At 61.5% G+C, this 13,541-nt stretch carries 9 protein-coding genes; 6 read left to right on the forward strand and 3 right to left on the reverse strand.

Annotated elements, in window-relative coordinates:
- On the reverse strand, positions 1-894 hold an 894-nt coding region (locus M2S36_RS11515; RefSeq protein WP_333957186.1), incomplete at its 3' end, for a retention module-containing protein.
- Between the two features lie 997 nt (positions 895-1,891).
- Here M2S36_RS11515 and M2S36_RS11520 point away from each other — a divergent pair.
- Positions 1,892-4,048: a type I secretion system permease/ATPase gene (locus M2S36_RS11520; RefSeq protein ID WP_207838080.1), complete on the forward strand. Its 2,157-nt coding sequence runs from the start codon at positions 1,892-1,894 to the stop codon at positions 4,046-4,048.
- Positions 4,038-5,414, forward strand: coding sequence for an HlyD family type I secretion periplasmic adaptor subunit (locus M2S36_RS11525; RefSeq protein WP_207838082.1), 1,377 nt, complete (start codon positions 4,038-4,040; stop codon positions 5,412-5,414). Before M2S36_RS11520 ends, M2S36_RS11525 begins: the two co-directional genes overlap by 11 nt.
- Before the next feature lie 149 nt (positions 5,415-5,563).
- On the opposite strand, the gene lapD is transcribed toward M2S36_RS11525, so the two are convergent.
- Positions 5,564-7,510, reverse strand: a complete 1,947-nt coding sequence (lapD, locus tag M2S36_RS11530) for a cyclic di-GMP receptor LapD (RefSeq protein WP_333957187.1) — start codon at positions 7,508-7,510, stop codon at positions 5,564-5,566.
- Positions 7,511-7,520: 10 nt separating this feature from the next.
- Entirely contained in the window at positions 7,521-8,282 is a 762-nt protein-coding gene (gene lapG / locus M2S36_RS11535) for a cysteine protease LapG (RefSeq protein ID WP_233688380.1), read from the reverse strand.
- Positions 8,283-8,487: 205 nt separating this feature from the next.
- On the opposite strand from lapG, the gene M2S36_RS11540 reads away from it, so the two are divergent.
- From M2S36_RS11540 to M2S36_RS11555, 4 genes are all read left to right on the forward strand, one after another.
- Entirely contained in the window at positions 8,488-9,177 is a 690-nt protein-coding gene (locus M2S36_RS11540; protein WP_333957188.1) for a GntR family transcriptional regulator, read from the forward strand.
- Positions 9,178-9,287: 110 nt separating this feature from the next.
- A complete protein-coding gene (locus M2S36_RS11545; protein WP_063915096.1) occupies positions 9,288-9,791 on the forward strand; it encodes a sigma-70 family RNA polymerase sigma factor in 504 nt (167 codons plus the stop codon).
- Positions 9,792-9,795: 4 nt separating this feature from the next.
- Positions 9,796-10,752: a FecR family protein gene (locus M2S36_RS11550; RefSeq protein ID WP_207838089.1), complete on the forward strand. Its 957-nt coding sequence runs from the start codon at positions 9,796-9,798 to the stop codon at positions 10,750-10,752.
- Positions 10,753-10,949: 197 nt separating this feature from the next.
- The gene (locus M2S36_RS11555; protein ID WP_333957191.1) at positions 10,950-13,364 is read left to right on the forward strand and encodes a TonB-dependent siderophore receptor; all 2,415 of its coding nucleotides are present in this window, start codon (positions 10,950-10,952) and stop codon (positions 13,362-13,364) included.
- The last annotated feature ends 177 nt before the right edge of the window (positions 13,365-13,541 follow it).

Raw genomic sequence — 13,541 nt, forward strand, 5'->3', positions numbered from 1 at the left:
GATCACGCCACCTTCGGTGACGCTTGGCGAAGCAGTCAGGGTCGCGGTGGTGGTGTCAATGGTATCGGTAACCTGGGTAACCGCTGGTGTTTGCGGCACTGTCACCGTTAGCCCGCCGCCCCCGGTGGTGCCCGTTACAGTCGCCGAAATCTGGCCACCGTCGATATACGGGGTATCATTCGCCGGGACCACGACGTTGGTGCTACCAGTGGTCTGCCCGGCCGGAATGACGATTACGGCACCGTTGGACAGGGTGACCACCAGATTGGTGGTCGGCGCCTGGCCAACCGTAGCGGTATAAACGATTACGCCCCCCGCTTCGCTGATGGAAGGGGTAGCGCCAAGAACCAGATCGGTAGCGACGCTGGTGTCCGTCGTCGGCGTATCCACCTGGTTGTTGCTGGTGCTATCCAGCACGCCAACCTCTTCACTATCAAGCACGGCTGCAAAGCCCAGCCCGTCAGTCGCGAAGCCGACGGTAGGGTCGACCCGGCCCGCTGTTTCTTCGAGCATGACAAAGCTGTGACCACCACCCAGCGCGCCACCACCGCCTGCTGCCGATGGGCCAGCAGCAGTCGCTTCAAGCTCGGTAGTCGGGTCGACACCGGCAGCGATCGCCTGTTGCAGCTCTTCCACCGACGGCGCGGCCTGTGCGGTCGCCTGACTCAGGTCGGTGCTGCTGCCCGGCGCATCAGCGCTCCACTGGCTGTCGCGACCCAGGTCGAGCAGACGGCCATCGGCCAGTTCCAACGTAACTGCACCGCCCGGGCCAGTGAGCACTTCCTCACCGGCCAGCAGGCGGTCCCCTTCGATCAGAACACGCCGGATGCCCTCTGGGGATACCGCAATAACCTGGCCGACAATACTTTTGACGATGGCTACAACGCTGCTCATTGGACTCTCCGTGTGACCCGATGGGGTACTTCCCTGCCAGAGCGGCACTTGTAAGCCACTTCAGGCGGAACTATGTCGATGATCTCTTGACGTTTTTTGACGTCAATATTCCGTCTATAACTTTTTGGAATTGCCTAACTGCCAAACTATTGACCTTATAGATGCCATCCTAAACAATCACCAATGTAATGTCACATTGATATTTGAACCTTAGCCAAGCGTTTCTTGAGGACAAATGTCGCACATCAGCGAAAGCGCGTTTACCGGTCACTCAAAGTGCCTTTTTCCACGCTTTGGTAGCCATAAACAATGCGGCAGGACAACCGTCCATCGGCAGCTGTCAAAGGTTCAGGTGTCAATATTCAGGTCATTTTCGCTTGCTCAGGCCACTGCTTGGCTACAAGCACAAACCTTGCCTGAAGACAGCCAGGCAGTGATCGGGAAGCCCCGCAGAGTCTTGGCCGCGCTGCAGCTCCCGGCATCAGCAGCCCGTAGCGCTGCATAAGTCGGCGCAGCGATTGCCGTAGATCAAAGAGATAGCGAACAACTGCGCAAATACTGCCAGCCCGAATAGTAGGAAAGCATTGCCGACTGTTAAGCCCAAACCTGTCAGCACCTGCTTTCCAATAGATGAATTTTGACTAATTAGTTGCAAAATACCGTCAACAACTCAGCGCCTGTTTCCTGACAAAGGTATAAGTCGATACCGACTACACCTCTGTCGCCAACCGGATAGCAGGCTATGCTGCAAACTAGCGCGGCTTGTGTGCTGACTGGATCAGAAATGAAACATCCACCACTCAGCATCGTCTGCCAGGACTGAAGATCGTAGAATTGTTTACTCAATACCGATTCAAGGCGACCATTGGCCGGTTGCCCAAGCGTCAGGGTGCCGTAGCCTCATGACCACTGCCTGGCAGCACCATTGAAGCCAGGGTGACCGGCCAGAACGGCGGTACACCCACCCCACCCACCACAAGGATGAAGAGAGCGCCGCGTGGAATCCGAAGTCAGTCGAGTCCAACTCAGCCACGATCCACGCAGTCAGCATGACGATCCCCTGCTGGATAGTCTGCTGAGCCTGTGTGTCCTGCACCAGAAACCCGCCAGCCGGGTCATGCTGACCACCGGCCTGCCGCTGCCCGCCCAGCGCCTGAGCCCCGAGCTGCTGCCCCGCGCTGCCGCCCGGGCCGGCCTGCAGGGGCGCCTGCTGCAGCGCAAGCTGGAGCAGATCCCGAGCATCGCCATGCCGGCCATGTTGCTGCTCAAGGAAGGCCGCAGCGCCGTCTTGCTGGGCTGGGAGAACGAAGACACCGCGCGCCTGCTGCTCAGCGAGAGCGATGGCGGCGAGGTGCATGTCAGCCGCGAAGCCCTGCAGAGCGATTACAGTGGCCGGGTGTTCTTCGCCCAGCCGCAGCACAAGTTCGACGTCAACCACGGCAACCTCATCCCGCGGGCGAAGTCGTGGTTCCGCGATACCTTGCTGCGCAGCAAGTGGCTATATATCGACGCCATTGCCGCCAGCCTGGTGATCAACCTGATCGCCCTGGCCGCACCGCTGTTCGTGATGAACGTATATGACCGGGTGGTGCCCAACCAGGCCACCTCGACCCTCTGGGTGCTGGCCGTCGGCATCGCCGGCGCCTACATCTTCGACCTGATCCTCAAGGGCCTGCGCGGCTTGTGCCTGGACCTGGCCGGCAAGAAGACCGACCTGATCATTTCGGCAACGCTGTTCGAACGTATCGTCGGCATGTCGATGAAGTACCGCCCGGCCAGGGTCGGCAGCTTTGCCCAGAACATTCACGAGTTCCAGGGCCTGCGTGACTTCCTCGCCTCGCTGACACTGACCAGCCTGATCGACCTGCCATTCACCATCCTGATCCTGATCGTCATTGCCATCATTGGCGGGCACCTGGTATGGATCCCGATCATCGCCTTCCCACTGGCCCTGGGCATCGGTTATGCCCTGCAACGGCCGCTGATGGCGACCATGGAACGGACCATGGCCCTGGCTTCGGAGCGCCAGTCCAGCCTGATCGAGACCCTTGCCGGCCTGGATGCGGTAAAGGTCAACAACGCCGAAAGCGAACGCCAATACATGTGGGAGCAAACCCTCGGCACCCTCAGCCGCCTGGAACTGCGGGTGAAGGTGCTGTCGAGCCTGGCGATGAACATCACCCTGCTGATCCAGCAACTGGCAGGCGTGGCAATGATCTGCGTCGGTGTGTACCTGATCATCGACGGCAACCTGAGCATGGGCGGCCTGGTGGCCTGCTACATGCTCAGCGGCCGCGCCCTCGGCCCGCTGGGCCAGCTCAACGGCCTGCTCGCCCGCTACCAGCAGGCCAAGGTGACCATGGTCTCCACCGACCACATGATGGAGCTGCCGCAAGAGCGCAACTTTGAAGAACGCCCGCTGAGCCGCAGGGTGTTGCAGGGCAGCGTCGAGTTCCGCGGGGTCGATTTCACCTACCCGAACCAACAGAACCTGGCCCTGAAGAATATCAACCTGACCATCCGCCCTGGCGAGAAGGTCGGCATTATCGGCCGCAGTGGCTCGGGCAAGAGCTCGCTGGCCAAGCTCATCGTCGGCCTGTACGAGGCCGATGGCGGCTCGCTGCTGGTCGATGGCGTGGACATTCGCCAGATCGACGTCAGCGAACTGCGCCACAACATCGGCTACGTGCCCCAGGACATCCAGCTGCTGGCCGGCACCCTGCGCGATAACCTGGTCAGCGGAGCCCGCTACGTCGAGGATGAGTTGATTCTGCAGGCTGCCGAGCTGGCGGGCGTGCATGAGTTCGCCCGGCTGCACCCGGACGGCTACGAGCTGCAAGTGGGTGAGCGCGGGCAGAACCTGTCCGGCGGCCAGCGGCAGAACGTCGCCCTGGGCCGCGCGCTGCTGCTCAACCCGCAGATCCTGCTGCTGGACGAGCCGACCAGCGCCATGGACAACACCGGCGAAGAACGCCTCAAGCAGCGGCTGCAGGCGGTGGTGGAAGGCAAGACGGTGCTGCTGGTCACGCACCGTGCCTCGCTGCTGTCGCTGGTGGACCGGCTGATCGTGATCGATCGCGGGCAGATTGTCGCCGACGGCCCGAAAGCCGCGGTCATGGATGCGCTGAAGAAGGGGCAGATCAGTGTTGCATAAGCTGGATGTAGGGCAATTCAAGGACGGCCTGCGGCGCTATTTCAAAGGTTCCGATTCACTGGGCGGTCAGCCGCTGCCAGAGGTCAACAAGGCCCTGATCGAGGATGCGCCGCGGGTCGTGCGGCTGACCATCTGGGGCGTGATCCTGTTCTTCGTGTTCCTGATCGTGTGGGCCAGCGTCGCGCCCATCGACGAGGTTACGCGGGGCGAAGGCAAGGCCATTCCGTCGTCCAAGGTGCAGAAGATCCAGAACCTGGAGGGCGGCATCGTCGCCGAGATCTTCGCCAAGGAAGGACAGATCGTCGAAGTGGGCCAGCCGTTGCTGCGCCTGGATGAAACCCGCTTCGCCTCCAACGTGGGTGAAACCGAGGCCGACCGCCTGGCCATGGCCTTGCGCGTCGAGCGCCTGAGTGCCGAGGTCGAGGACAGCCCGCTGAAAATCGACGAGGCGCTGCGCAAGGCCGCGCCAAGCCAGGCGGCCAGCGAAGAGTCGCTGTACCAGAGCCGGCGCCAGCAACTGCAGGACGAGATTGGTGGCCTGCAACAGCAGCTGGTCCAGCGCCAGCAGGAACTGCGCGAGTACAGTTCAAAACGCGCCCAGTACGCCAACAGCCTGGAACTGCTGCGCAAAGAGATCAACATGTCCGAGCCATTGGTGGCCACCGGCGCGATCTCCCAGGTTGAAGTGTTGCGCTTGCGCCGTGCCGAAGTGGAGAACCGCGGCCAGCTGGATTCCACCGCACTGGCGATCCCGCGTGCCGAGGCGGCCATCCGCGAGGTGCAAAGCAAGATCGAAGAGACCCGCGGCAAATTCCGCAGCGAAGCGTTGACCCAACTGAACGAAGCACGCACCGAGTTGAACAAGGCCACGGCTACCAGCAAGGCATTGGACGACCGGGTGAACCGCACCATGGTCACTTCACCGGTGCGCGGTATCGTCAAGCAGCTGCTGGTGAACACCATTGGCGGGGTGATCCAGCCTGGCAGCGATATCCTCGAAGTAGTACCACTGGACGACACGCTGGTCATCGAGGCGAAGATCCTGCCCAAGGACATCGCCTTCCTGCACCCGGGGCAGGAGGCCACGGTCAAGTTCACGGCCTATGACTACACCATCTACGGTGGGCTGAAGGCCAAGCTGGAGCAGATCGGTGCCGACACCATCACCGATGAAGACAAGAAGACCACCTACTACCTGATCAAGCTGCGCACCGATCGCAGCCACCTGGGCACTGACGAGAAGCCGCTGCTGATCATTCCGGGGATGGTGGCGACGGTCGATATCATGACCGGCAAGAAGACCATCATGAGCTATCTGCTCAAGCCGATCATGAAGGCGCGTTCGGAAGCGTTGCGCGAGCGTTGATGATCCTGGCCACTGTCTTTACTCAGTGGCCACCCTGGCCGTATCGCCGGCAAGCCAGCTCTCATAGAACTGCACATAACTCATTGAATTAGCAGGGAACCTGTGGGAGCTGGCTTGCCGGCGATACGGCCAAACTGCAAACCCGAAACTTAGCGCCAGGGCGCAGGCTCACCCACCAACTGCCCCTGAATCCCGCCCACGCCCATCTCCCGCAGCACCAAGCGCTCGCCTTCCGTCTCGACCCGTTCAGCAATCAGCGGCACGTCAATGCTGTGTGCCGCGCGCTGGACGGCTTCGATGAACAGCCGCTTGTGCTGCTCATGATCAATGTTGCGGATGTAGCTACCATCGATCTTCAGGTACGCCAGGCCCAGGTGCGCCAGGTTGCCAATCATGCTGAAGCGCCCACCAAAGCGTTGCAGCGCCAGGCCGAAGCCAAGCGCATGCAAGCGCCGGGTCAGCTGCTCCAGGGCAGACTGCTCGGGCAGTTGCTCTTCGCCAATTTCGAAAATCAGGCGCGGCCCCAGCGCCGTATGCTGGCCCAGCAGTTCGAAGACGCGCTGCAGAGCCTTGGGGTCGGCCAAGGTAGCGGCTGACAGGTTAAGCGCCAGTATCTGGTCATGCCCGCGCAGGTGTGCAAGCACCTTTTCCAGCACCAGCAGGTCCAGCCGCGACATCCAGCCGAAACGCTCCAGCCAGGGCAGGAAGCGGCCCGCCGGCAGCGCCTCGCCCTGGCCATCCTGCAAGCGCGAAATCACCTTGCGGTGCAGTATCCGTTGCGCAGTGCCGCAATCCACCACGGGCTGGAAGAACAGCTCGAAATGCCCGCCGATAAACGCTTGGTCGAGCCGCTCGTGCCAGGCATGCTGGCTGTCCGCGGCAACTGCGGCCACACCCTGCTCGAGGCAGACCCAACCCGGCGTCGGCTGGTTCTCGGCGCGGGCCAGGGCTTCGTCGGCGAGCTTGAGCAGCGCCTGTGGTGCGTCACCAGGGCTGTAGGGGGCAAGGCCGATGCAGGCCACCGGGTCGATATCACTGGCGCCGGTTTCATGCAGGCTATGCAGGGTCGCTTCCAGGGCCTGAGCGAGCTGTACCGCCTCTTCATGCACCATGCCCGGCGCCAGCACGGCAAACTCACCCCCACGGCTGCGGGAAATCAGGTCGTTGGTTTCCGGGTAGCTGGCACAGGTGCGACGCAACTGCTCACCCACGGCCTGCAGCAACTGGTCGGTGCGCTGGCCGCCAAGGCGGGCGTTCAACCCCGCCAACCCCTGGACCCGCAGCAATAACAGGTAGCCGGCGCGCGCTTCTTCCAGGTTGCTCACCCGGGTGTTCAGCTGCATCTCGAAATAACGGCGGTTGGACAGGCCGGTCAGGCTGTCCTGATAGGACTCGGCACGCAGTCGCTCACTGCGCTCGGCCTGCTCGGTGAACAGTGCCTTGAGCTTCTCGACCATCTGGTTCATCGCCTGCACCACCCGGCGCAGCTCCGGCGTACGCGGCAGCTCCGACAGGCTGAGGAATTCGCGGCGGGCAATGGCATAGGATTGCTCGACCATGTAGTCCAGCGGCCGCAACTGGCGACGCAAAAGCAAGGCGCCAAGTACGGCACTGGCCGCGCCACACAGCAACAACCAGCCCAGGCTGCCCAAGGCGCTCTGCCAGAGTTTGGCAATGGCGAACATCGGGTGGCTGATCACTTCAACGCGTGCGGCCTGCTGCCAGCCGCGGCTGACGATGGCATCGCCACCGGCGGCTTCCAGGCCGATCAGGTGCACGAACCAGCCCGGCACACCGCCGGGGTCCGGCTCGGCATGGCGCTCCACCAGCACGGCATTGGAGCCAAGGTCGACGACCTTGATGCTTGAGTAGTAGCCACTGTCGAAGATCGAACTGACCATCAGCTCGACCATTGCCGGATCGTCGATATTCGGCGTCAGCGACAGCGCCAGCGCGGTCGCCGCATCCTGGGCGTGCGAGCGCAACTGGTTGACGTACTGGCTGCGCGAGCTTTCCAGGCTGACCATGAAACTGCCACTGAAGGCAACCACCAGGAACAGGCAAATGGCCAACAGCAATTGTTTGAACAGTGACATCTGTGCTCCTTCAGTAAACCGGCTCGGCCGGGAACCCTTCAGCCTGCATCTTCTTCAGCAAATCCTGCCAGCGTGACAGCCGCTTGGTATCGCCGACCTTCTTGTTGCCTGCGGCGCCCGTCAGCCACAGCCCCTCACCATTGAAGGCGTACACCGGCAGCAGGTCGGTACGCTGGCTGGCCGGCTTGATGGCATCCATCAGGCTGTCGAGTACCAATGGCTGTGCCTGTGGGCTTGAATAATAGGTCAGGACCATGTGCGCGCGGTTCTGCCGCAGTGCCTTGACGTAGGTGATGCGCAGCTTTTCGCTGGGGATGCCCATGCGCCGCAGGCTGAAATACTTGGCGATGGCATAGTCCTCGCAGTCCCCTGCGCCCTTGATCAGCGCCTGCACCGGCGTGGCCCAATAATCGACCTCATGCCACAGGTCGATGTCCTCGACATAGCGCAATTGCTGGTTGAAGAAGCGGTTGACCACCTGCAACCGCTCAAGCTCCGTACCCTGCTTCTGCGTGGCCATCAGGTTCTGCCAGGCATCGATACGGCCCTGCCCGGCGCCCAGCTGGCCATACAGGGCCTGTGACTTGCGGCTGATCTGGGAAAAGTCCCAATCCGCGTGCAAACCGCCCAGCAGCAGGCTGCCCAGCAGTGCAGCAAGGCCGACACGTTGCACAACGGTTTTGAGCATCCAGGATATCGCCACTGCGAAGCCCTGTTCCGGCCAGTCGAAAGCAGCGATGGTGCGGCTTGGCACGGTAAAACACAATGGCACCCTGCAATCATGCATCCGTTGGTCGGTCGATCTACACTTTATGGTTATAACCTTCTATAGGTTGCTTCCTTTGACCGGCGACTTCATCCACCATAGCCGCGCTTTTTGGGGCGCCCGTCCCATCGCGGGTGCTGGTTTGACACCCCCGGGAGCTATTACTAGTGTCATTGGATCCAACTTTAGTCATCGTTGAGGCAGACGTCGCGTGCCCGAGAAAATCAAATTGAGCAATGTCCTGGCCAGCGAGCAGTTGTTGCCGCACCAGGCCCGTGGCTTGATCGAAGAACGCCTGCGCAGTGCCATTCTGGATGGCCGCTTGCCCCCAGGTACTGCGGTGCGACAACAAGAGCTCGCCACCTTGTTCGGTGTCAGCCGCATGCCCGTGCGCGAGGCCCTGCGCCAGCTCGAAGCGCAATCGCTGCTGAAAGTGGAGATGCACAAGGGGGCGGTAGTAGCGCCATTGATAGGCGAAGACGCGGTGGACACCTATGCCCTGCGCGTGCTGCTCGAGACCGAGGCGCTGCGCCAATCCATTCCGCTGCTCGATGCCAGCGACATCGCCAGCGCCCGCGGGTATATCCAGCAACTGGAGAACGAAACCCGCCACGCCGAAATCGGCCGCCTCAATCGTCTGCTCCACATGTCGTTGTACAACAAGGCGCCGAACAAGAAACTGCTGCGCCTGATCGAGGACGAACTGAACGAGGAAGAGCGCTTCCTGCGGTTTCATCTTTCGTCCATGGGCCTGGGCAAGCTCACCCAGGACGATCACAACGAACTGGTGAATGCAGCTAGCGACAAGCTGGTGGACGAAGCAGTAGCGGTGCTGGAACGGCACCTGAATAGCGCATCGCGGGTAATCCGCAAATACCTGGATACGCAACTGGGGCGCTAGCGGGTAGAGACTGCGCGCACGGTACTGTCGGATAGGTTGCAAATTGATCGGCCCCCGCCAACAATGAGACTAATTATCATTCATGTCCATTGACGGCAGCGCCCTCCCCCATGCCCAGCAACGATTCCGTGCAAACGCTCTACAGTGACCACCACGGCTGGTTGCATGCCTGGCTACGCAGCAAGCTGGGCAACGCAGCCGATGCCGCAGACCTGGCCCAGGACACTTTCGTGCGCCTGCTGCAGCGGCGCGAACACCTGCAACTGAACACACCACGGGCCTTCCTGCGTACAGTTGCGCGTGGGCTGGTGATCGACCACTGGCGACGTGAGGAACTGCATAGGGCCTATCTCGAGGCACTGGCACAAGTGCCAGAAGCACAAGCCCCGTCGGCCGAAACCCGTGAGTTGCTGCTGGAATTGCTGGAACGCATCGCGCGCATGCTCGACGGCCTCAAGCCCAAAGTACGCCGCGCATTCCTGCTGGCCCAATGCGAGGGGCTGAAGCACCAGGCCATCGCCGACCAGATGGGGATCTCGGTGCGTACCGTGGAGCGCTACATCGCCGATGCGCTCTACCATTGCTACCTGCTGCGCTACGCCGATGAGTGCTGACGCGATGACCACCGCACAGCCTGGCGCAACAGCGGTCAAGCAGGCCATCCAGTGGATGCTCAGGCTGCGCGAGAACGGGCATGACCCTGCCCTGCAGCATCAGTGCAGGCAATGGCGCAGTGCTCGCCAGGAACATGAACAGGCCTGGCAACGGGTGATGCACCTGCACCAGGACCTCGATCTGCGCGCCATTCCTGGCGCCGGGCTGGCCTTGCAGACCCTGGAGACCAGCCAGCGCCGCCTGCAGCGCCGGCAAGCACTGAAGCTGCTTGGCGGCGTTGCCATGGTGGGGACAGCGACATGGCTGGGCAAAGACCTGGATGCAGTCAACGCCTGGGCATCGGACTACGCCACCGGCACGGGTGAACGACGCAGCGTCGCGCTTCCCGATGGCTCGCTGATGCAACTCAACACCCGCAGTGCCGTGGACCTGGCCTTCAATGACCAGCAGCGCCTGGTCCGCCTGAAGCAGGGGGAATTGATGATTACCTGCAGCCCGCAGCATCCCTTGCTTGTACAGACGCGTGACGCGTTACTGGAAGGGTTCGAAGGGCGCTTTGTGGCACGCCAGGACAGCGACTGCACGCAGGTCAGTGTCAGCCATGGCAGGGTGGCGATACACCGGCCTGGCAATGGCCAGCTGCAATGGATTGAGAGCGGCCAGAACTGGCGCCTGGATGCGCAAGGCGCACACCGGCTCGAGCAGGTGGACATGGACGCGATGGCCTGGACCGACGGGCTGATCGTCACTCGGAACATGCGCCTGTTCGACTTCCTCGCGCAGGTCAGCCGTTATCGCCATGGTTACCTGGGCTGCAGCGAAGACATTGCCGATGTACGCCTGTCGGGTGTGTTCCGCCTCGAAGACCCGGAAAAACTGCTGCAGCTGCTGCCCCGGACACTGCCCGTGCGGCTTCGCCAACGTACGCGCTGGTGGGTGCGTGTGGAGGGGCTAGTCTGATCTGACGGGGGCCATTGCGTTCAGGGCCGCTGCGCGCCCCAATAGCTTTTTTGGCGGGTTTTGACTGCCGGTCCGGCTAGGACAGTAAGCGACACCTCCTGCCCTCACACTTCAACGGACCCTTCATGCCTACCGCCCCAGTGCACACGCACACATTCAACGCGAATGATTTTCGACCTGTCTTGCACTCAACGACTCTGCGCAAAGCCATCCGGGCCACCCTGTTTGGCACCGCCTTGGGCCTGATAGCCGTCCCGCAACTGTCCGTGGCAGCTGAAACGACCCAGATGAGCCATCACTATGCGATCCCGGCCGGCCAGCTGGACGACGTGCTCAACCAGTTCGCCCGCCAGGCTGGCATCACCCTGTCGAGCACACCCCAGCTCACCCAAGGCTTGCAGTCAAACGGCCTGCAGGGACAGTACCCCACCGATCAGGCACTGCGCCAGTTGCTCAATGGTAGCGGCCTGGAAGCGCTCAGCCAGGACGGCCGCAGCTACGTGCTGCAGGCACAACCCCAGAGCGCCGCCGTGTCATTGCCAGACACCGATGTCCGGAGCTTCACCCTTGGCAATGCACTGGGCAGCATGGAGGGTTACAACGCCACCCATAGCCAGATAGCGACCAAGACCAGCATGCCGCTGGTAGAGACATCACAATCGGTCTCGGTGGTTACCCGCCAGCAGATGGACGACCAAGGCTCGCAAACCGTTGCCCAAGCCATGCGCTACACACCTGGGGTGCTGACCAACCCCTACGGTGCAACCCATCGTTATGACTATGTGGCCATGCGTGGCTTCAATGATGGCTCGGTGGATAACATCTACGTCGACGGGCTCAAGTCGATGGGCGACAACGGCACCTACAGCACCATGCAGGTGGACCCGTACTTCCTTGAGCGCATCGATATTCTCAAGGGACCGTCTTCGGTACTGTATGGCCGTAGTTCGCCAGGAGGCCTGGTAGCACTGACCACCAAGAAGCCGCTGTTTACCCCCTACCATCAAATCCAGGCCACGCTCGGTACCCAAGGCCAGCGTGGCATGGGTTTCGACTTCAGCGGCCCCGTGGATGACGACAAGCGTATCGCTTATCGCCTGACAGGCCTGGCGGATGCTTCCGACACGCAGTTCGACCACAACAAGGAAGAACGCTACGCCATCGCGCCGGCCGTCAGCATCGACTTCAGCGAAGACACCTCTCTCACCCTGCAGGCCTACCTGCAACACGACCCCAACGGCGGCTACCACGGCGGTAACCCCGCGGACGGCATGCTGCACAAGCGCAACGGCTTGCGCCTGTCGGACCACTTCTTTGAAGGCGAGCCGGGTATCGACAACTACGAGCGCACCCAACAATCCTTCAGCTACCAGTTCGAGCATCGCTTCAACGATGTGTTCACCGCACGACAGAACTTCCGCTACCAGGACTCCGATGTGTCGATGGACCAGGTGTATTCCGCCGGCTGGGCGGATGCCGACAGCAATATCCTCAACCGCGCCTATACCGGCGGCGACGAACGCCTGCATTCGTACATCATCGACAACATGCTGCAGGCGGAGTTTTTCACCGGGGCCGCCAAACACACCCTGCTGCTGGGCGCCGACTACCAGCGACGCAAGGCCGACGTGGTGTGGCGCTATGGCACAGTCGACCCGCTGGATGCCGGTAATCCGCAGTACGGCAATGGCAACCTTCAGGTGCTGGGTGAGAACCGCTACCAGCGGCGTTTGCAGCAAACGGGCGTCTACCTGCAGGACCTGGTGGAGCTGGACCAATGGCGCCTCTCCTTGGGGCTGCGCCAGGACTGGGTGAAGGTGTCGGAGGAGAATCGCGACAGCAACACCAACGTCCGTGACCAGCGCTCCAGATTCACTACCCGCGCCGGGGTGCTTTACCTGTTCGAGAACGGGATTGCGCCTTATGTCAGCTACTCGGAGTCGTTCAACCCCAATACCGTGTCCGACCAGGAAGGCCGCCCTCTGGCACCTACCGAGGGCACTCAATGGGAGGCCGGCATCAAGTATCAACCAGCGGGTAGCGATAACCTGTTCACCGCGTCGGTGTTCCGTATCGAGCAGGAGAACCTGGCCTCGAAGCAGCCTGACGAGGAGTTCTATCGCCCTGTAGGGCAAGTGCGCTCACAAGGGCTGGAACTGGAGGCCCATGTGCAGCTGACCGACAGCTTGAAGCTGCTGGGCGGCTATACCTTTACCGACATCGAGTACGCCAAGTCGATGCCCAGCCTGGTGTCGGGCAACCTGGACAACAAGGGCAATTCGCCAACCCAGGCTCCGAAACAGATGTTCTCGCTGTGGGCCGACTACAACTTCCACCAGGGGGCACTGGATGGCCTGCGCTTGGGCGGTGGGGTGCGGTATGTGGGGTACAGCTGGGTGGATGCGGAAAACAGCATGAAGGTGCCTTCCTACACCCTGTTAGACGCCTCGATCGGCTATGACCTGGGCAAGGTCGGCCTCCGGGGGGTAGATGTACGCCTGAACGCCAATAACCTTACCAATGAAAGCTACATCACCTCATGTGCCAGCCTGAACTACTGCTACATGGGTGAAGAGCGCAATGTAAGCGCAACGGTCAGCTATCAGTTCTGAGCATATGGCAGCCGTTAAGACCCGGTGCCTGTAGGAGCGCTAGCCTGGAAGCTATGGCCCGGAAAAGACAAAGCCCCTGTCTGCATCGCAGACAGGGGCTTTGGATTTGAATCTTGACGATGACCTACTCTCACATGGGGAAACCCCACACTACCATCGGCGATGCATCGTTTCACT

Source organism: Pseudomonas sp. SF2 (assembly GCF_036858055.1).
Taxonomy (GTDB): domain Bacteria; phylum Pseudomonadota; class Gammaproteobacteria; order Pseudomonadales; family Pseudomonadaceae; genus Aquipseudomonas.